17 protein-coding genes are annotated in these 19,754 nt (G+C 43.9%); 9 read left to right on the plus strand and 8 right to left on the minus strand.

Going from position 1 to position 19,754, the window contains the following annotated elements:
- Window positions 1-3: 3 nt before the first annotated feature.
- Together rsmG and BLW16_RS02095 are read right to left on the minus strand one after the other, a co-directional pair.
- Entirely contained in the window at window positions 4-636 is a 633-nt protein-coding gene (gene rsmG, locus BLW16_RS02090; protein ID WP_090554655.1) for a 16S rRNA (guanine(527)-N(7))-methyltransferase RsmG, read from the minus strand.
- Window positions 627-1,748: a glycosyltransferase gene (locus tag BLW16_RS02095; RefSeq protein WP_090554657.1), complete on the minus strand. Its 1,122-nt coding sequence runs from the start codon at window positions 1,746-1,748 to the stop codon at window positions 627-629. Before BLW16_RS02095 ends, rsmG begins: the two co-directional genes overlap by 10 nt.
- A 132-nt stretch (window positions 1,749-1,880) precedes the next feature.
- Between BLW16_RS02095 and tgt the strand changes: the two genes are divergently transcribed.
- The 5 genes from tgt (at window position 1,881) to BLW16_RS02120 (ending at window position 8,438) form a co-directional block, all read left to right on the plus strand.
- Window positions 1,881-3,011: a tRNA guanosine(34) transglycosylase Tgt gene (gene tgt / locus BLW16_RS02100; protein WP_090554659.1), complete on the plus strand. Its 1,131-nt coding sequence runs from the start codon at window positions 1,881-1,883 to the stop codon at window positions 3,009-3,011.
- Window positions 3,012-4,115: an LptF/LptG family permease gene (locus tag BLW16_RS02105; protein ID WP_090554661.1), complete on the plus strand. Its 1,104-nt coding sequence runs from the start codon at window positions 3,012-3,014 to the stop codon at window positions 4,113-4,115.
- Window positions 4,115-5,008 carry a DMT family transporter gene (locus tag BLW16_RS02110; RefSeq protein ID WP_090554663.1) on the plus strand — a complete coding sequence of 298 codons (894 nt, stop codon included), beginning with the start codon at window positions 4,115-4,117 and terminating at the stop codon, window positions 5,006-5,008. The genes BLW16_RS02105 and BLW16_RS02110 overlap by 1 nt, the downstream gene beginning before the upstream one ends.
- A 504-nt stretch (window positions 5,009-5,512) precedes the next feature.
- On the plus strand, window positions 5,513-8,149 hold the full coding sequence (locus tag BLW16_RS02115) for a TolB family protein (RefSeq protein WP_245735102.1): 2,637 nt from the start codon (window positions 5,513-5,515) through the stop codon (window positions 8,147-8,149).
- Between the two features lie 4 nt (window positions 8,150-8,153).
- On the plus strand, window positions 8,154-8,438 hold the full coding sequence (locus BLW16_RS02120) for a LapA family protein (protein WP_090554667.1): 285 nt from the start codon (window positions 8,154-8,156) through the stop codon (window positions 8,436-8,438).
- A gap of 147 nt (window positions 8,439-8,585) precedes the next feature.
- Here BLW16_RS02120 and BLW16_RS02125 read toward each other — a convergent pair whose 3' ends face one another.
- The gene (locus tag BLW16_RS02125) at window positions 8,586-9,002 is read right to left on the minus strand and encodes an OsmC family protein (protein WP_090554669.1); all 417 of its coding nucleotides are present in this window, start codon (window positions 9,000-9,002) and stop codon (window positions 8,586-8,588) included.
- Between the two features lie 4 nt (window positions 9,003-9,006).
- Window positions 9,007-9,810 carry a 4-(cytidine 5'-diphospho)-2-C-methyl-D-erythritol kinase gene (gene ispE / locus BLW16_RS02130; RefSeq protein ID WP_090554671.1) on the minus strand — a complete coding sequence of 268 codons (804 nt, stop codon included), beginning with the start codon at window positions 9,808-9,810 and terminating at the stop codon, window positions 9,007-9,009.
- Window positions 9,811-10,022: 212 nt separating this feature from the next.
- On the opposite strand from ispE, the gene BLW16_RS02135 reads away from it, so the two are divergent.
- The 4 genes from BLW16_RS02135 to BLW16_RS02150 all read left to right on the plus strand — a co-directional run bounded on the left by BLW16_RS02135 (window position 10,023) and on the right by BLW16_RS02150 (window position 15,385).
- On the plus strand, window positions 10,023-10,817 hold the full coding sequence (locus BLW16_RS02135; protein WP_090554673.1) for a thymidylate synthase: 795 nt from the start codon (window positions 10,023-10,025) through the stop codon (window positions 10,815-10,817).
- Entirely contained in the window at window positions 10,814-11,299 is a 486-nt protein-coding gene (locus tag BLW16_RS02140; RefSeq protein ID WP_090554675.1) for a dihydrofolate reductase, read from the plus strand. Before BLW16_RS02135 ends, BLW16_RS02140 begins: the two co-directional genes overlap by 4 nt.
- A 195-nt stretch (window positions 11,300-11,494) precedes the next feature.
- Window positions 11,495-14,443, plus strand: a complete 2,949-nt coding sequence (gene secDF, locus BLW16_RS02145) for a protein translocase subunit SecDF (protein ID WP_090554677.1) — start codon at window positions 11,495-11,497, stop codon at window positions 14,441-14,443.
- A gap of 93 nt (window positions 14,444-14,536) precedes the next feature.
- A complete protein-coding gene (locus BLW16_RS02150) occupies window positions 14,537-15,385 on the plus strand; it encodes a hydroxymethylglutaryl-CoA lyase (RefSeq protein ID WP_090554679.1) in 849 nt (282 codons plus the stop codon).
- Window positions 15,386-15,432: 47 nt separating this feature from the next.
- On the opposite strand, the gene BLW16_RS02155 is transcribed toward BLW16_RS02150, so the two are convergent.
- The 4 genes from BLW16_RS02155 to BLW16_RS02170 all read right to left on the minus strand — a co-directional run bounded on the left by BLW16_RS02155 (window position 15,433) and on the right by BLW16_RS02170 (window position 19,648).
- Entirely contained in the window at window positions 15,433-15,855 is a 423-nt protein-coding gene (locus tag BLW16_RS02155; protein WP_090554681.1) for a GNAT family N-acetyltransferase, read from the minus strand.
- Complete coding sequence (locus BLW16_RS02160) at window positions 15,833-16,333, minus strand: low affinity iron permease family protein (protein ID WP_090554683.1); 501 nt, start codon at window positions 16,331-16,333, stop codon at window positions 15,833-15,835. Before BLW16_RS02160 ends, BLW16_RS02155 begins: the two co-directional genes overlap by 23 nt.
- 65 nt (window positions 16,334-16,398) lie before the next feature.
- Window positions 16,399-18,687, minus strand: coding sequence for a hypothetical protein (locus tag BLW16_RS02165; protein ID WP_245735103.1), 2,289 nt, complete (start codon window positions 18,685-18,687; stop codon window positions 16,399-16,401).
- Window positions 18,650-19,648, minus strand: coding sequence for a hypothetical protein (locus BLW16_RS02170; protein ID WP_090554686.1), 999 nt, complete (start codon window positions 19,646-19,648; stop codon window positions 18,650-18,652). Before BLW16_RS02170 ends, BLW16_RS02165 begins: the two co-directional genes overlap by 38 nt.
- Between the last annotated feature and the right edge of the window lie 106 nt (window positions 19,649-19,754).

Consider the following 19,754-nt stretch of genomic DNA (forward strand, 5'->3'; position numbering starts at 1 on the left):
TATTTATTGCGGAATGTAGACTACATACTTAGTCTCAAAAAAGGCCTCATCAAAGTAATCAGACAGCGGATAGAGCTCTGCTTTCAGTTTCGATTCTTTGATCTCTTCTGTCAGTTCGCCGCCCTTTAGATACAAAATACCATTGGCAATTGCATTTTTTGAGTCCTTATTAAACTTTCCTTTGATCCAGGGGTAGAAGTCCGACAGGCGTGTTACTGCACGTGAAACCACAAAGTCATACTTGTCGGTCACCTGCTCTGCGCGCAAATGAGAGGCTTTTACATTTGTTAAACCCAATGCAGCCGCAACTTCCGTCACCACTTTAATCTTCTTTCCGATAGAATCTACAAGGTGGAACTGCGTTTCAGGAAAAAGGATAGCCAGGGGAATACCGGGAAAACCGCCTCCCGTACCTACGTCAAGCACCTTCTCCCCAGGTTTGAAGGCGCAGAATTTAGCAATTCCAAGGGAGTGCAGGATATGGCGTTCATACAGTTCCTCGATATCTTTGCGGGAGATCACATTGATCTGGGCATTCCAAAAGCTGTACAGATCGTACAACTGATCAAACTTCGAGATCTGATCTTCGCTGAGGTTTTTAAAATATTTTTGAATGAGGGCTGAGCTTATTTCCACTTTACTTTTTTGACAAATATAGACAGAATGCCATTAAACACTAAGAAAATGAACAGAAGAATATCCAAAAGAGGAAACCACCACCTCAAACCGGGGTAATTCAAACGGTTCAGCAGGCGCGGATAAATAAAACTTCTGATGATCAGGCTCAGTACAAAAACACTGGCGGCGATATAATTTGCAGGACTAAAAAACAGGCTTGCAATGAACAATGCGTAAAACAAAAACTGGATAATGACCTGCGCAGACAGGATAAATTTATGCCCTGCCTTGTACATTTTTCCTGCTCCGAAATGCCTTTTCTTCTGTTTCAGGTAACCCGAAAAAGTAGAATTAGGCACCGACCAAACGTGTGTGTCCTTATTTATCCGGATCTCTATATTGTGCCTGTTTGCATGCGCATTTACAAACAGATCGTCATCTCCCGAGGGGATATGCATATGTGCCGCAAACCCTTTTTTCTTAAAAAACAACGACTTTTTGTAGGCCATATTCCTGCCTACGCCCATATAAGGCATGCCTTTCAGGGCAAATGACAGGTAGTTTACCGCCGTAAAAAAAGTTTCAAAACGGATCAGGCCATTCAGCAATCCACCCTTGCGCATATAAGGAGAATAGCCCAATACGATCTCGCTAGCTTCATTTTCGGGCTGTTGCATCCCCATCAGCCAGTTAGCCGTTGCCGGCTGGCAATCCGCATCGGTAAATACGAGCCATTCATTCACAGCAGCCTTGATACCCATGGTGACAGCGAACTTCTTCCCTGCGATGAACTTTTCGCCCTCAGCTACAGTAACTACTTTAAGATGTTTGTATTCAGCGGCAAATTCTTCCAGCACCTCTCTGGTTTTGTCCCAGGAGCGGTCATTCACTACAATCACCTCAAAGTCAGGATATTCCTGATGAAGCACATAAGGCAGGTACTGCTTTAAATTTTCGGCCTCATTGCGTGCGCAAATGACCACACTCAGTGGTTTAGGGGCATGCACCGGTATCTCCTCCACTTTTACCAGTGCGAGTTTTAAATGGACGAACAGACTGAAATAGAGCTGAATGACAAAACAAAAAATGAGGGCGCCCAGCAGGCAGCTCTCTGATAAGGTTAATTCCACGATGTATTTTTGAAAGATCCAAATTTCTGCTTTTTAATCTGTAATGCAACTGTATGTTGATAAAAAATTAAAGCGGTAAACCGGCTGTTTTTTGCTATTTTTGCCGAGATTTTTTGAATCGTACACATATTTATGAAATTTACCTTACAGGCCAGCGATACCCAGTCTAAAGCCCGGGCAGGCGTGGTTACCACTGCCCATGGCGATATCCAGACCCCTATCTTTATGCCGGTTGGCACCGCAGGAACCGTTAAAGCGGTACATCAGCGTGAGCTGAAAAATGATATTGATGCAAAAATAATCTTAGGCAATACCTATCATTTATACCTCAGGCCAGGGCTGGACATCATTGAAGGAGCTGGCGGACTGCATCAATTTATCGGCTGGGACCGTCCTATTTTAACAGACAGCGGTGGCTATCAGGTTTATTCCCTGAGCAAAGTAAACAAGATCAAAGAAGAAGGTGTTACCTTCCGCTCCCATATTGACGGGTCCAAACATTTGTTCAGCCCGGAGTATGCGATGGATATCCAGCGTACCATCGGTGCCGATATCATCATGGCATTTGATGAATGCACACCTTATCCCTGTGATTATAAATATGCTGCAAATTCCATTAACATGACCCACAGATGGCTGAAACGCTGCTGCAACCGGTTTGACACCACCGAGCCAAAATACGGTTTCGATCAGACGCTTTTCCCTATCGTACAGGGCTCTGTATACAAGGATCTGCGTATCAAATCTGCTGAATTCATCGCCTCAATGGACCGCGAAGGAAACGCAATCGGGGGACTTTCCGTTGGGGAACCTGCCGAAGAAATGTACGCGATGACTGAGGTAGTCTGCAACGTCCTGCCTGTGGAAAAACCGCGTTACCTCATGGGCGTGGGTACACCCATCAATATCCTGGAGAACATTGCACTGGGCATTGATATGTTTGACTGTGTAATGCCCACCCGAAATGCCAGGAACGGGATGCTTTTCACCAGGAACGGTATTATCAACATTGGCAATAAAAAATGGGCGGATGATTTCTCACCGATAGACGCGGAGAGTGATTTATATGCCGACCAGGTCTATTCCAAGGCCTATCTGAGGCATCTGATGCACTCGAAAGAGATGCTGGGCGCACAGATTGCTACACTACACAACCTCCATTTTTATCTGTGGCTTGTCAAAGAAGCCAGAGAAAAGATCATTTCCGGCGAGTTCTACGCCTGGAAAAACAAAATGGTAACTATATTAGGGAATAAATTATAAATGAATATCCTCAAAAGCAGATTAAAAATTATTGACGGCTATATTATTGGCAAATACCTGGGTACATTCGTTTTTACCCTGTCGATATTCGTAGTGATCATCATCATTTTTGACCTCTCTGAGAAACTCGATGATTTTCTAGGCAACAACCTCTCTTTCTGGCAGGTAATCACGCTGTATTATGCAGGGTCTATACCCTTTTACGTAAACATGCTGTCGCCGCTGATCAACTTTATTGCCGTGATCTTTTTTACGGCAAAGATGGCCGACCAGACAGAAATTGTACCGATCCTCAGCGGCGGAGTAAGCTTTAACCGTTTTCTGCTGCCGTATTTTGCATCGGCTTTTATTATTTTTGCCGCCAATCTTGGCGCCAATTTATACATACTCCCTTATACCAATACGCTTAAAAACAGCTTTGAGAACACCTATATCAAGAAAAACGATTCTCCCAGCAAGCTGAATATTCATATGAAGCTGGATGAGAATACGTATATCTATATCGATGACTTTAACAATAAAACCAAGTCGGGATACCGCTTCTCGCTGGACAACTTCAATGGGGATATCCTGACAAAAAAACTGATCGCAGATCAGATCAAATGGGACTCTGTCAAGCACAGCTGGAAGCTGACCAACTACTCCATCCGTTATATCAAAGGGCTGAAAGAGACAATGGTTACCGGTCTGGCCAAGGAAAAGGACACTGTCCTGGACATGCGCCCGGACGACTTCTCGGCCTATGAAAACATATATGAAAACCTCAGCAACCAGGAGCTGTCTGACAAGATCAGGAAAGAGAAAATCAGGGGATCAGGCATCTGGAACGACCTGCTGTTTGAGGAATACAAGCGCTGGTTCCAGCCCCTATCTGCCTTTGTACTGACATTGATCGGCGTAGCCTTATCTTCCAGAAAGGTAAGAGGGGGAGTAGGACTACCCCTTGGAATAGGTATTGTTTTAAGTTTCCTGTATATTGTAATGAACCAGTTCGCTAAAATGTTTTCCCTCAAGGGCGGCATTCCACCACTGCTGGCTGTATTGATACCGACCATATTCTTTGGAGTATTGGGTCTGTACCTGTTAAAAAAAGCACCAAAATAATGACCAGAAGCGCTCTTTCAGACGTTAACAAAAACCTCCTTATCCTTCATTTCACCGTTTTCATCTGGGGTTTCACGGGCATCCTCGGCGCACTGATCTCTGTAGATGCCGTACAAATGGTATGGTACAGGGTGATGATTGCGAGTATAACGCTCTTCATTTATTTTAAACTGAGCGGGCTAAACCTGAAAGTAACCACCCGGCAGTTCCTGCAGTTCTTCTTCACAGGAGCTATTGTGGCCCTCCACTGGATCCTGTTTTTCCAGGCCATTAAAGTATCCACCGTATCGGTTACACTGGTCTGCCTCTCCTCCTTTACCCTGTTTACAGCTATACTTGAACCTCTCATTAAAAAGACCCGCATACAGGCTGGCGACATGTTCATCGGCCTGGTGATCATCTTTGGAATTTACCTGATCTTTAAGTTCGAGTCCAGCTATACCGAGGGTATTATCCTGGGGCTTTCCGCCGCTGTTGCCTCCAGTTTATTCTCTATCATCAACTCAACTTTTGCACAGAAAAGCGATGCCAAAGTGATCGGATTTTATGAGCTGTCAGGCGCCTTTTTCTGGATCACTATCTACCGTTTACTCGATGGCAGCCTGCTTCAGGAACGCTTCAATTTAAGTGCCTCAGACTGGATCTGCCTGATGGTTCTGGGCACCATATGTACCGCACTTGCCTACATCGCAGGCGTGTCAGTAATGCGCACCTTGTCGGCCTTCAGAGTAGCCCTCATCAGCAACCTGGAACCTGTTTACGGCATCCTGTTAGCGTTCATTTTCTTTGGTCATAAAGAGACCATGTCAACTGGTTTTTACATGGGATCTGCCTTGATCCTGTCTGCGGTTTTCCTCTATCCGGTATACAAAAAACGCAAAAGCAGAAGCTGATATTCCGCCGTTTCTGAACAGGGGAGGAGCTCCCGCGCTGGCACTATTCCGCATATTTAAAGTGTTAAACTGCATTTTTTATTTCTTGTTATCTCCCGAAATAGTGTATCTTCAACACTTGGTTTAAGAACGGAATTAAATTGATAAAAATAGAAATTAATTTATCAATTAAACAGCGCTTAAAACCATATTTAAACACTAAATTAAAATTAACTACTTTATATAAACAGATAATTATCAGATTTTTAACATTACTTATATAACTGATTACAAGATATATTCCTGAAATGCATCCTTTTGAAAAACTAAATATTTTAGCATACCTATACTATACATAATTTGAAACACAATATAAATCTTATAATCAGCATATTAACTTTATTCACCTCAATACTTATATCAAATAACGTACAAGGACAGATATATGACAGTGAACAAAACCCACTTAGTGTAAACTGGAGGCAAATTAACAGCTCCGGTTTCAGGATCATCTACCCTGTAGAAATGGAACCAGAAGCACAGCGGATGGCCAATACAATCCCCTATGTTTTCAGCAGTGTTGGCGGCAACCTCGGGATAAAAAAAACACAGATACCTGTCATCCTTCAGAACCGCGGGGTGATTTCAAACGCCTTCGTCCAGCTTGCCCCCAAGAAGTCGGAATTCTTTACCACCCCCCCCCAGTCGTTCGATAGTCAGGACTGGCTGAACAACCTCGCTATCCATGAGCTCCGCCATGTTGCCCAGTTCGATAAACTGACTGGTGGAAAGGCTAACCCTTTTCCTGAAGAAATTTATTTCGGCTGGTTTGGCGCCAGCCTTCCGCGCTGGTTTTTTGAGGGGGATGCAGTAAGCAATGAGACCTCCCTGACTAATGTAGGAAGAGGCCGTCAGCCCAGCTGGATCATGCCTTACCGCACAGCCATCCTGAATGGGAAAAACTACTCTTACAGCAAATCCAATTTCGGTTCTGAAAAGGATGTCATACCGGGGTATTACCAGCTGGGTTACCTGCTGATTTCCGCCATTCGGGAAAATTCCGGAAAGTATATTATCGACAGCCTGCTTACCGACATCAAAAAACGCCCGGTACGCCTTTACCCTTTTGCAGGAAGCCTCAAGAAGTACACCGGACAAACCGGAAAGCAGTGGTATGACTCCCTGACAAAAAAAATAAGATCAGACTGGGAACACCAGGCAATGATCACACCTTCCAAAGAATACCCGGCACTCAACCACCAGGCCAGATATGAAACCAATTATTACCTGCCTGCAAAAATGCCTGACGGGAATATTCTTGCACTGAAGAGCAGTAAAGCAGAAGTTCCAACACTGATACTGATCGATAAAAACAAAAAAGAGCGCCGGATACAGAAAATAGGCCAGCAGGAACAACCCTGGTTCAGCTATGCAAACGGCAGGATCGTATGGGACGAGGTAAGATATGATGGCAGGTTCCTGAGAAGGAGTTATAGCGTCATCTGCAGGTATGACCTACAGTCCGGAAAACTCAAGAAGCTGAGTTCCAGGTCACGTATCTTCTCCCCTACCCTTTCGGCCGACGGCTCGAAGATCGTTGCTGTGAATATTGACCTCAGCAACAAAGTACAGCTGATCGTGATGGATGCCGAAAATGGAAAGATCATCCGCAGCTATCCGAATCCGGAGAACCTGCTGATCCAGACACCCTCTTTCAACAGCGACGGAACAGTGATCACTTACATCAGCGTTTCCGAACTGGGAAAAGCCCTCTGGACGGTTGACAGTAATGGCAAAACCAGAAAAATCATCAGGGAGACTCCGCAGCAGCTGAGCAGGCCGGTATTCATTGGCGATAAGATCGCATTTAACGCTCACTACAGCGGCATTGACAACATTTACGATGTAGATGTAGCCTCCGGAAAAATAAGTGCTCTCAGCGCCGCAAAATACGGCGCCTTTAATCCGAGCCGTATTCCCGGTACGGACAGCATCATCTTCAATAATTTCAATCTCTACGGATACGAAGTGTCCAAAACTAAAATTGAAGCTTCGGAGACCGGGAAAAACAATTTTGTTTTTTTTGGTGCCGCAGCGGCAAAACAGGAAAATACAGGCAATGTGTTCACGAATGTGCCGGATAGCACTTTCAGTTCTTCCCCCTACAAAAAACTCGGCAGCCCTTTCCATTTTCACAGCATCAGCCCTGAAGTACTCGATGAATATGTCTGGGGTATTCAGCTAAAATCTAACAACCTGCTGAATACTTTTGATACCCACATCGGGGCAGACTATCACAGGGACCTCGGCCGGGTAGAGTACAATGCCGGGATCAGCTTCAAAAGTCTCTACCCTATTTTCGATATCAGCTACAACAACAGGCCCCGCAGGTTTTTCTATGAAGGCAATAACGGAACCGAGCAGGGCGACTTCAGAGAAAACTACTACCGGTTCCAGGTGCAGGTGCCACTTACACTAACCGCACAAAACCATTTTTTCGATTTTTCGGTCAATGCCGGAACGAGTTACACACAACGGTACGATGCCGGAACAATGCCTTCCAATTTTATCAAAACCTTAACCCTGCCCGTCGAAACAGGATTCAGCTTTTCGCATTCTATCCGCACGGCTGAAAGAGACATTGCACCCAGGTGGGCGCAGATCATCCGGTTCACTTACCTGACCCAGCCTTTTGATGACAACCTGAGCGGAAATCTTTTTGCAGCCGAAGGTTTCGCCTATTTTCCGGGCCTCGCTAAAAACCATACCTTCCTTGCAAATTTCAACTACCAGGAGAGCTCCGGCATCTGGATCTACAACTCGGCCATCAACACGGTTTACGGTTACAACAATATCCAGGCAAAAAGCAAACTTAAAAATACGCTCCTGTTCAACTACCGTTTCCCTATTGCTTTCCCTGACGCGGAGATCGGTCCCCTGGCCTACATCACCAATGTGCGGGGCGGAATATTCTGCCATTACGAAAATATCGGTCAGGGAACGAATATTTCCCAACCCAAGACTTACGGGTTTGAATTGCACAGCACGATGAATATTCTCCGTTATTCACCGGATCTGGATTTAGGTACAAGAATTGTATTTGTTAACCGGGAATATCATCAGAATCCTATATTTGAACTCATGTTGAACTTCACTTTTTAGAATTATGCGCGCTAAAACTATCTTTATCATCATTTTCACCGTATTGATCACCGTTTTTTTAATGATGAATACAGACGCTGTAGAATTCGACTTTATCCTGAGTAAAGGACAGATCTCAAAATTGCTGGTCGTAGGAGTATGCACTTTTATAGGTTTTATTCTCGGCTACCTTGCCGGCCGCCCAAGAACTGTGATTAGCACCTATGATGACAGATCCTCCGACCAGGAGAACATCAGCTCCGGGCCAAAAGATGGCCTGAGCGAAGAAGACAGGGAGTATATCAGCTAACCGGCCTCGCCAACATAAACAACAACTTAACTTTTTTACGATAAGCTCATCCTCATACAGATGATAGGAGCTGATATTTGCGGTGTTTATGGCTATTCCGCAACCGGGAAAGCTGAGGTCTACTTATTTCAGGCTTGCGCTTTAAAATCAGGCATGGATAGCATACGAGAATTCTATTGTTGCTGAACGGCCGATGATGTTAGACACTGAACAGTATTTTTCAAAGGTGAGGTCCAGTGCCCGCTCCACTTTTTGAACACTTAGTGCTCCGTATAAATCGAAATGAATATTGATCACGTCAAATATTGCAGGGACTTCATTGTCCTTACGTGTGGCATTGATTTTAATTTTTACATCTTCCAATGGCTCTTTCTGCTTAGTCAGCACATTGATCATATCAATCCCGCTGCAGCCGCCCAATCCAACAAGTAACATTTCCATCGGCCTGAACCCCTTACCTTCCCCGCCTATAGCAGGATTGGCATCAATTCCTACGGTTTGTCCTTCTGTGTTTTCGGCTTCGAAATGAAATTTTTTATTTTTTCGTACTAAGTTGATTTCCATGATTCTAAATATTGTAAAATACCCCGTTTGTTTTTTCTAACTCCGGAAGGGTAACCGCAGTATCAAATATCGCAAAAACACTTGAGCCACTCCCACTCATCAGTGCAAATGTGGCACCCGCATGATAAAGATCCTGTTTGATCTGCGATATTTCGGGGTATTTCAGAAATATTGTCTCCTCAAAATCGTTCTTCACCTTTCCTTTCCATTCGTTAAGAGGTAAACTGATCAGCTCACTGATATTGACAGCAGGCCTCACAGGCTTAAGACCGCTAAAGGCATCTGCAGTAGAAACATGAACAGGCGGTTTTACCAGTACCACGAAATAAGACGACAGATCAATGTGGACCGGGGAAAACTCATCCCCCCTGCCACCAGCATATACCGGCTGATTTTCAATGAAGAAGGCACAGTCGGCACCAAGTACCCTGGCATAGTCTTCCATCCGGGCCATAGTTAAACCCAATTCAAATTTCGTATTGACAAGTTTGATCAGAAATGCCGCATCTGCTGATCCTCCCCCAAGTCCCGCACCCACCGGAATATTCTTCAGCAGCGTGATCTGCTGTGCAGGCAGGTCAAAATCCTTTTTGAGCAGCTCGTAAGCTTTCAGGCAGATGTTATCTGTGGTATCGCCAGGTATGTCAATCCCCCTGATCTCACATGAAGTTTTTTCCGCATCAGTGATCTCTATCCCATCGTAAAGTTTTACAGGATAAAAAACTGTCTCCAGATTGTGGTAACCGTCGGGTCTCTTCTCAATCACATTTAAGCCGAGATTGATTTTGGCATTGGCAAATGCAAGCATTTCGTGTTTTTAAAGATTGAGAGGCAAACTTAAATATTATGTTAAATATTCCATCCCTGATGGCGCTCTAATATTCCTTTTGTCATCAAAAAAATAATTAGTTTTGTATCTTAAGCTGAATGCTTCAATTCTTACTATGAACCCGACATGAGTAAATAATAATTTAATCATCAAAGGCTCCATCTTACCAATGAAAAAAAATAAAAAAATAGATGAAACAATATCTGGATTTAATGCAGCACGTGCTGGATACCGGTGCACAGAAACACGACAGGACAGGAACAGGAACCATCAGCGTTTTCGGCTATCAGATGCGCTTCAACCTCCAGGAAGGTTTTCCAATGGTAACTACCAAGAAATTACACCTCAAATCTATCATCCATGAACTGATCTGGTTCCTGAGTGGCGAGACTAATATCAAATACCTGAAAGATAACAATGTAAAAATATGGGATGAATGGGCTGACGAAGACGGAAACCTCGGCCCGGTATATGGTTCGCAGTGGCGCTCCTGGCCAACTCCTGAGGGCGGGCATATCGACCAGATCAGCAAGATCATCGATACGATAAAGAACAACCCGGATTCAAGACGGATCATTGTATCGGCATGGAACGTAGCCGAAATCGATGAAATGGCGTTGCCGCCATGCCATGCCTTCTTCCAGTTCTATGTAGCCGAAGGCAAACTGAGCTGCCAGCTTTATCAGCGCAGTGCCGATATATTCTTGGGCGTGCCGTTTAATATTGCTTCCTATGCTTTGCTGACCATGATGGTGGCACAGGTTTGCGGTTTGCAATATGGCGACTTTATCCATACCCTGGGTGATGCACACCTGTACAACAACCACATCGACCAGGCAAAACTTCAGCTCAGCAGGGAAAGCAAAGCCCTGCCTGTAATGGAGATCAATCCTGAAGTGAAAGATATCTTTAGTTTCAAATTCGAGGATTTCAACCTGAAAGGCTATGAGCCGCATCCGCATATTAAAGCCGCTGTAGCCGTATGATCATCTCAATTATGGTAGCCATTGCCGAAAATCACGGCATTGGAAAAGATAACCAACTTTTATGGCATTTGCCGGCAGACCTGAAACACTTCAAAGAAACCACCAGCGGACATACCGTGATCATGGGCAGAAAAACCTTTGAGTCGGTAGGAAAACCACTGCCCAGGCGCAGGAATATTGTGATCACCCGCAATACTTCACTGGAGATCCCCGGCGCCGATGTAGTGAATACTCTGGACGCGGCCATCGCATTGTGTGATGAAAACGAAGAAGTGTTTATCGTAGGGGGCGCAGAGATCTATAAAATGGCCATGGCCGTTACGGATAAGATCTATTTAACTGTCGTAAAAGGGACTTTTGATGCGGATACCTTTTTCCCGCTAATAGATCCTGATCTGTGGAAAGAAATTGACAGCATCAGTTTTGAACCGGATGAAAAAAATGCCTGGGCATATACATTTTCAACCCTTCTCCGTAAATAGTTTAGTATCCTTAATAACACCTGCATGAGCTGACAATCCAAAAGCTGGTATTAGCTCATGCAAGCTTCATTACAAATAAAAAAAAATATATACCAATGAAAATTATAGAAGGCTGACTATTAATTAAAAAATTAATTAGATTTGCCGACTTGTTGAAAAAAATATACAGCATAGACAAATAATTACAAACAAAAAATGCAAGGTAAAGGTTTCATTAAATTTATGGCAATACTATTAGGTATTGTCTGTGTGTATTCACTCTCGTTCAATCTCGTTACGTCGAAGGTAGAAAAAGACGCTAAAGCGTTTGCAAAAGGCGACCTGGTTAAAGAAAAAGCTTATCTGGACTCAATGTCAGCTGTACCGGTTTATCCTGTACTCGGGTTTGACTACCAGTTCTGCAAAGGAAAAGAAATCAACCTCGGTCTCGACCTTAAAGGCGGTATGAACGTAACGATGGAAATCTCGTTAGGTGAACTGGTAAAATCTTTAGCGAACAACACTGATGATGCCAACTTTAACAAAGCACTCTCCAGCGCACAAACCCAGCTTAACGCGGGTGGTAAAGATTTCATTACTTTGTTTGTAAATGATTTTGAAAAAAATAGCCCCAATGTCAAACTTGCAGATTTTTTCTCTAACCAGGACAATGCACAGCAGCTAAAAGCTAATGCCAGCAATGCCGAGGTGAAAAGCTATCTGCAAAAAGAAGCCACCAGCGCAATCGACCGTTCGTTCATCATTATCAGAAGCCGTATCGACGGATTTGGTGTAGTGAGCCCGAACATGCAGAAACAGGAAGGTACCAACCGCATCCTGATTGAGATGCCGGGTGTGCAGGACAAAGAAAGGGTGCATAAATTATTACAGGGTTCTGCAGAATTACAGTTCTGGCAGGTATATCAAAATGAAGAGGTTTACTCGATCATGGAGAATATCAACAAAACCCTTACCGCTGTTTTGAAAGATACAACTGCAATAGCAGTTTCAGCAGATACAGCGAAAAAAACAAGTGCCTTAGCTAACCTTGCAAAAAAATCTACCGGTAAAGATTCACTGGACCTGAAAACTAAAGAACTTGCAAAAACTAACCCCTTGTTTGCTGTTTTAAATATCCCTACTTATCAGGGCGAAAACGGACAGCCTGCTTTACGTCCGGGAGCAACTGTTGGATGGGTAGCACAAAAAGATACTGCTAAAGTAAATTCATATTTCAGAACACCGGAAATTGCAGCGATCATTCCGCAAAGCATGAAATTCATGTGGAGCGTAAGACCAATGGACGGAACAAAGGTTTTTGAACTGTATGCCATCAAATCTATCAATCCTGATGGAAAACCAGATTTAGGTGGTGAAGCCATCAGTGATGCCCGTCATGATTACGATCAGAAAGGTAAACCTGAGGTGACCATGTACATGACTGGCGAAGGCGCACAGAAATGGAAAAAAATTACTGCTGAAGCTTCTGCGGATGCAAACAATAAAAAAGCAATTGCTATCGTGCTGGACAACGCAGTTTACTCTGCCCCTACTGTTCAGAATGAAATTCCTAACGGGATCTCTTCCATCACAGGTAACTTCACTGTAAACGAAACCCAGGATTTAGCCAATATCTTAAAAGCAGGTAAATTGCCAGCTCCTGCACGTATTGTTGGAGAGTTTGTGGTTGGCCCGTCATTGGGTCAGGCGGCAATCGATAATGGCTTGCTGTCATTCGTACTTGCATTTGTAGTGATCCTGATCTTTATGGCATTGTATTACAACAAGGCCGGATGGGTAGCTAACCTTGCATTGGTGATCAACTTATTCTTCATCATGGGTATCCTGGTTTCACTGGGAGCAGTGCTGACTTTACCTGGTATCGCCGGTATCATCCTGGTAATCGGTTTATCAGTGGATGCAAACATCCTGATCTTTGAACGTGTAAGGGAAGAACTTAACCACGGTAAAAGCACAGCAGCATCAATCAAAGAAGGTTTCAAACATGCGATGCCTTCTATCATCGACTCTAACGTTACCATCCTGATCTTAGGTATTATCCTTTACATCTTCGGTAGCGGGCCTGTTCAGGGTTTTGCAACAACATTATGTATTGGTATCCTGTCATCTCTTTTCTGTGCGGTACTGATCTCACGTTTAGTGTTCGAATCTTTACTGAACAAAAATGCGAACATCACGTTTGGCAACAAAGCAACTATCCACGCTTTTAAAGACATTGCATTCAACTTTGTCGGACGCAGAAAGATCTACTACACGATCTCTTCAATCATCATTATCCTAGGTATCATCTTCTACTTCAAAAACGGTGGTTTGAGATTAGGTATCGACTTTAAAGGTGGAAGAACTTATATCGTTCATTTCGATAAAGGAATGGACACTGAAAATGTAAAAGCCAAACTGGCGCCGAGCTTTAAAAATGAAGAGCTTCAGGTTAAAACCGCCGGTAACGATCAGGACTTAAAGATCACTACCACTTACCATATCACCGACCAGGATGCTGGTGCTGATAAACTGGTAGAAAATGCACTGAAAGAAGGTTTAGCCAAAACAGGCGTTAAATACAGCATTGAAAGTAACCAGAAAGTGGGGCCTATCATTGCAAGTGATTTGGTTTACAGTGCATACGGAGCCATCTTATTCTCCTGCCTGGTGATGTTTATTTATATCATCGTGAGGTTTAAGAAACTGAACTACGGTTTGGGTGCGGTTATCGCATTGTTCCATGATGTGATGCTGGTATTATCATTCTATACGATCCTGGATGGTGTATTGCCTTTCTCACTGGAGATCGGACAGGATTTCATTGCGGCGATCTTAACGGTAATGTCATACACCATGACTGAAACGGTGGTTGTGTTTGACCGTATCCGTGAGAAGCTTGCTGAAGCCGGTAAAGATGATCTTTACGGAGAAGAACGCAATACGCTGATCAACTTCGCACTGAACAGTACACTGAGTCGTACGATCCTGACTTCATTAACAGTGTTCTTTGTACTGTTGGTGATCTTTATCTTCGGTGGAGAAAGCATCCGCGGATTTATCTTCGCATTGCTGATCGGACGTATCATCGGTACTTACTCTTCACTGTGTATCTCTACTCCTATCGTAATCGACTTGGGACAGAAAAAACCAAAACTGAACTAACACATTCAAATCATACTGAAAAGGCATCCCAAAAAGGGTGCCTTTTTTTATGTCGCATTTTTAATTTAAATTGGTCCCGTAACCAAATACCATATGAAATTAGTTGAATGTCCGAGGGATGCCATGCAGGGAATCCATGAATTTATTCCTACCGCGCTAAAGGCCAGTTATATCAATTTACTCCTGCAGGTTGGGTTTGACACCATTGATTTCGGAAGTTTTGTATCTCCGAAGACTATTCCCCAGCTAAGGGACACGAAGGAAGTGCTGGCCCGGCTGCACCTCAGTGATACTGCCACCCAACTCCTGGCTATTGTGGCTAATCTAAGGGGCGCTGAGGAAGCGATGGCATTCCCTGAGATCGGTTATATCGGGTTCCCGTTTTCTGTTTCGGAAACCTTTCAGCAGCGCAATACCAATTCCGGCATTAAAGAGTCTTTGAATACCGTGGAGCAAATGCTCGAACGATGTGACCGCCATGGAAAAACCGCTGTTGTCTATCTCTCTATGGGTTTTGGAAATCCCTACGGGGATGAATATAATACTGCTATAGTGGAAGACTGGGCGGGAACGCTGGTGACGAAAGGCACAAAGATACTTTCACTTTCAGACACCATAGGTGTATCAACCCCGGAGAAGATAGAAGAGCTTTTACCATTACTTACCCGCAGCTTTCCTAAAACCGAAATTGGCATTCATTTACATAGTACTCCGGATAGTCGTCTGGAAAAGATTGAGGCGGCATATAAGAGCGGCTGTAAACGGTTTGACAGCGCGCTCAGGGGCTTCGGTGGCTGTCCGATGGCAATGGATGACCTGACGGGAAATATGGCTACAGAGGACGTTATTGCTTATCTGGAACAGCAGGGAGAAAACCTGCATCTTAATCCGGAAAAATGGCAGCAGGCAATGCTGCTCTCTTCCAGCATTTTTACATCCTGATAAAGCGGTATATTTCTTGATTCATCGTTTGTTTCTGATCATTCTGTTTATTTTCTGACCATCCTGAAATGTGGGATACCTGCTTCTTCAAATTGTTCGCCTTCAACGGCAAACCCAAATTTGGTGTAAAGTCCCACTGCATCACTCTGAGAGTTCAGATAGATCGGCAGGTCATCATCAGGGATATCATCAAGTACGGCCGCAACCATTGCCAGTCCTACCCTTTTCCCGCGGAATTCCTTTAAGACAGCGAAACGCTCCAGCTTATACCCTTTATCGGTTTTCCGGTAACGGCAGGCGCCACAAGGCTGGTTATCCAGTAAGGCCAGAAAGTGAACGGAGATTTCTTCGTTCTCCAGTTCCAGTTCAGGAGGCACACCCTGCTCTTCTACAAATACCTTTCTGCGTACCGCAAATGCACTTTCAAGCTCTTCTTTTGTTCTGATCTTATTTACCTGCAGTATCTCCATGGTGGTCTTTATTTGGTTTAGGCTTGCGTACATGTTTGGACTTAAACTCGTTTACTTCTTCAGCGGCATCTATAGAGTGAGAACAATGAATATTGGTCTCTTGTTTTGAAAGTTCGGCTAATGTAACGTAGAATTTATGCAACTGGTCAAGATCCTGCTCTGTCAGGTCTTCAATATCCACCATCCTGTTGCTCGCCCTTTCATGGGCGGCGATCAGCTCGTTTAGTTTCAGTTGTATGGCCTTGCCATCCTTATTCTGCGCTTTCTGGATCAGGAAGACCATCAGGAAGGTGATGATCGTCGTTCCGGTATTGATCACCAGCTGCCAGGTTTCGGAATAATGAAACAGCGGACCGGTTACTGCCCAAATGATGACAGTTAATAACGCAATGATGAAAGCAGTAGAGCTCCCTGTAAATTTTGTAGCTGCGTTTGAAAATTTTTCAAATAAGCCCTTTTTATTGCCTGTTATTTCCATCGTGATTGAATGACCATTTTTATTGTCTTCGTAAAGTTGATCAATTAAATGGATTAAACAATCTGTTAGGGTTTATTGACATAACTTTTAAAATAACCACATTCCTCCAGTATTTCCTTATAAAATGCGGTGGTACTGTAGCGGCTTTTTAATTCGGCAAAATACCTCCCTGCGGGAATAGTTTCAAAGTCAAAATCCCAATAGTATTTTTTTTCATTTGCGGGGTTGTTATAGGTTACATTGTAAATATCGTTGCGTTCACACTTGGCAGCCATAAAAGTACAACGGGCACGCTGCGCACTGGTTTTAGCAGCTGAACGGGCCTGCAGATAATATTTTTCCGCAATCTTTGACGAGGTGAACTGTGGCCTGAACGCTACCGGGATATCTATTGCCGAGGTTGCATCAGCCCCCGTGATTTCCGTTTGATAGAAATTCCTTGCATTGCCATAATGCGTAATGTTATAGTATACGTTTGCCAGCAGATCATTATTGGTATAGAGGTTTTTTCCTGCGGTAATTTCCTTTTTTATGGCTTTGATTGTCCTGAGCATAGTCAGTACCGTATATTTTTTGGTTTGCACCGCTGCGAAATCGCAGTCATGGCAATCATTAATCCGGCCGTTGAAAGGATTGGCGAGCAATTCATGGGCGGCATTTTCTCCCGATTTTTCAAACAGCGCAATAGCAGCATCGGTCTTTTCCTGGTACACGAGCATTAACCCCTGCTGGTAGTACAGGTCTCCCATATGGTAAGGGTAATAACGGAGCATTGCTTTTTCAAAAGGGGTTTTATTGGTTTTGCCCAGGAGGGATTTCATGGCTTCAATGTTTTCGTCCCTGGCATAAAACGCAGTAGTGGATTGAAAACAGTTCGATTTTAACAGGTCGCCCTGCATTTTATAGCGATTAGCCAAACCACTGATACTTTCTGATAAGGCACGCTGGTACCTTAAGCCGCCCACTGTATCTTTCTGGTCCCTCAGATCGGCCAGCCAGTTGATGTCGGCCACCATTTCACTTTCCGCATTGCTGTCAATCTTTTTCAGCTGTGAAAGATAGAGGGACCATTTCAGCAGCCTGTACTGGGCTTCCATCAACCGGTCATTCTCAGGCAGCTGTAATTTTGCCTGATCGTAAAACTTCCCGGAAATTATGTGATCACCATGCAGTGCATGCAGGTATCCGGCTGCCATGTTCCAGTAATAAGGTTTCCGGGTATTTCCTTTGACGGCAATCCGGTCAACAAGGGTGATATCCTCCGCAGCCACCATTATCTGTAGTGTGCTGTCCATATACGATTCATGATTGGGCACCTCAATTTTGTTGATCAGCCTGCTTAACAGAAGATCCAGTTTTTCCGACTTCGGATCAAGCAGATATATGTTTTCTATTGCCCTTTTTTCATCATGTACAATCCCCATCATTTGCCACAGGGTGATTTTTTCCTCTTTGTTTTTCGCAAGCTGCAGGCTTTCTGCCCAGTCTTTTTCTTCCTGCGGATGAAAGCTCCATTTGCTCGGGATTTTCATGTCCGAAGAAAAGTTATAACATAAACTGTAGAAGTAATTTGCCCGGGCAAAGTCTTGCCGCTTGTAATAATGCCCCGCGAGGTATCCTAAGGCCCGGTAATAGATGCTGTTTTTAGGGAAGCTGTTTTCATATTGTTTGAAAAGGGTAACCAGGCCGCTATTGTCTGGCCCGGCACTACTGTCGGCATTCAAGCGGGGTAATTCTTCAAAATACGCATAACGTACCAATTGGAACCAGTACCGCTGTTTCACAAAAACATCACGGTTTTTTTTGAATGCTTTGAATAGTGATGCTTTAATCTCCGGCGCAGGCGTAACCAGGCTTACCTTCTCATCCCAGTAATAGGTGACATTTGATACGGCAAACTGCTCACATTTCTTAGCTAAGAGCAGATAGCTGAAAAAAGTATCACCCTGCTTTTTACTGAGCCCCGATGTTTTGAGGTCCGGCAAACCGGCTGGCAGGGTATTAAGTTTGCCTTTAAAATGTTGATAGGCTGAATCTATTCCACCGTAGGATGTGCTGAAAAGTAAAATATTCAGGTCTTTTTGGGCGATATTTTTATCCAGGTAACCTAGCCAATCTTCCGATACCTGCTGATTGTAACGGGTATTGCTGTTGTCATTTACATCCGTGCCGTAGTAGGTCTGCCAGCTATTGTAGAAAAAAGGCGAATACTGATGGTCTACAAAAGCCTCCGGCGCGAAGTTGGAATATTCGGTTTCATCCCAGTCGCCCCCGCCACATGCCCAGACTATACTGCCCGCACCAATGAGTGCAAGGCTAAAAATAAGCAGAAAGGTCTTTGATATCTTTGGCATAGAGCGGTAAATTGATTGATGAGATTTCATAATAGATGATATTTCGGTTTTCAAGAGGTGCCAGGTATTCGGATACCTGCTTCGCAGCCCGGGCAAGACTTGCGGTATCCATACCTTCAAACTTAAACAGATCGCCTTTTTTTATATAGGCGCCTTTCAGGTAAAAACTTGTAAGGGCTTTATAGACATGTACAGCCTTTCCATATACTGGTTCAAACTTCTGGCGGTCCGACAGGTCCTGAAGGCTGATCTTTGCATACAGCTGGATAACCTTAGCAGCCCTGATCTGAATGCTCCAGGAAAACAGGGGTAAAGCAATGTCCAAAGGCAGGTGATAATTTGGAAGGGCTGCAGTATAAGCAGCGGCATCCTCATAGTTATAGATAGAGTTTCTTGCGTTTAAATCAGCCGATATCCTGCCCATGTTGTAAAACATCAGCACCCCTTTATCCACTGGGGGAACGCCTGTACGTTCAGGATATTTTACCTGGTGCAGGCGGATAGTGGCTTCCAGTTTTTTTCCGGTAATTTGTTTAAAAGCACGCAGAAAAGTAAAATATTTTGCTCTGGTATCTACTGACCAGTCGCAGTCTACCTGAATATTTTCATATACAACAGCCTGTTTAGCTGTCAGACGGCTGAGCAACCGGTGTACCTTAAAAGCGAGGCTGTCCATTTGTGCCGGAGCACTGTTTTTCAGGGATTGATTGGTGATATATACAACGGGGGTAACGGTTAATCCTTTTAGAGGACACTGAACTGTGAGCAGTCCATTTGGTAAAACCTGCTGCTCCTGCTCATTCCAGACTACATCAAAGAAATGCAGATATAAATGGTTATCCACAGTTTTCCTGAGCATCCCCCTTTCCTCTTTATTTAGCTGAAATACAGTTTTCCAATAGTAAAAAGCAGTATGCGTCTTCCCTTTGCTTTTGCAGCCACTGAAATACAGCAGTAACATACAGCATACTGCCAAATTAAATTTACTAACCATTACGCTTCATCATAGAGATAAAGGTAAAAAAAAAGCGCTTTCCAGTAATACTGAAAAGCGCCGGTATGAAATT

This window comes from Pedobacter hartonius (genome assembly GCF_900107535.1).
In the GTDB taxonomy this organism is placed as follows: domain Bacteria; phylum Bacteroidota; class Bacteroidia; order Sphingobacteriales; family Sphingobacteriaceae; genus Pedobacter; species Pedobacter hartonius.

Bases quoted from the DNA above. Each gene is read 5' to 3' on its own strand.
- tgt (WP_090554659.1), top strand. From the start codon at position 1,881: ATGAAATTTACCTTACAGGCCAGCGATACCCAGTCTAAAGCCCGGGCA.
- BLW16_RS02155 (WP_090554681.1), bottom strand. From the start codon at position 15,855: ATGGAGATACTGCAGGTAAATAAGATCAGAACAAAAGAAGAGCTTGAA.
- BLW16_RS02115 (WP_245735102.1), top strand. From the start codon at position 5,513: ATGGAACCAGAAGCACAGCGGATGGCCAATACAATCCCCTATGTTTTC.
- BLW16_RS02160 (WP_090554683.1), bottom strand. From the start codon at position 16,333: ATGGAAATAACAGGCAATAAAAAGGGCTTATTTGAAAAATTTTCAAAC.
- BLW16_RS02110 (WP_090554663.1), top strand. From the start codon at position 4,115: ATGACCAGAAGCGCTCTTTCAGACGTTAACAAAAACCTCCTTATCCTT.
- BLW16_RS02165 (WP_245735103.1), bottom strand. From the start codon at position 18,687: ATGCCAAAGATATCAAAGACCTTTCTGCTTATTTTTAGCCTTGCACTC.
- BLW16_RS02120 (WP_090554667.1), top strand. From the start codon at position 8,154: ATGCGCGCTAAAACTATCTTTATCATCATTTTCACCGTATTGATCACC.
- BLW16_RS02140 (WP_090554675.1), top strand. From the start codon at position 10,814: ATGATCATCTCAATTATGGTAGCCATTGCCGAAAATCACGGCATTGGA.
- BLW16_RS02170 (WP_090554686.1), bottom strand. From the start codon at position 19,648: ATGTTACTGCTGTATTTCAGTGGCTGCAAAAGCAAAGGGAAGACGCAT.
- BLW16_RS02135 (WP_090554673.1), top strand. From the start codon at position 10,023: ATGAAACAATATCTGGATTTAATGCAGCACGTGCTGGATACCGGTGCA.
- secDF (WP_090554677.1), top strand. From the start codon at position 11,495: ATGCAAGGTAAAGGTTTCATTAAATTTATGGCAATACTATTAGGTATT.
- BLW16_RS02105 (WP_090554661.1), top strand. From the start codon at position 3,012: ATGAATATCCTCAAAAGCAGATTAAAAATTATTGACGGCTATATTATT.
- BLW16_RS02150 (WP_090554679.1), top strand. From the start codon at position 14,537: ATGAAATTAGTTGAATGTCCGAGGGATGCCATGCAGGGAATCCATGAA.
- BLW16_RS02125 (WP_090554669.1), bottom strand. From the start codon at position 9,002: ATGGAAATCAACTTAGTACGAAAAAATAAAAAATTTCATTTCGAAGCC.
- ispE (WP_090554671.1), bottom strand. From the start codon at position 9,810: ATGCTTGCATTTGCCAATGCCAAAATCAATCTCGGCTTAAATGTGATT.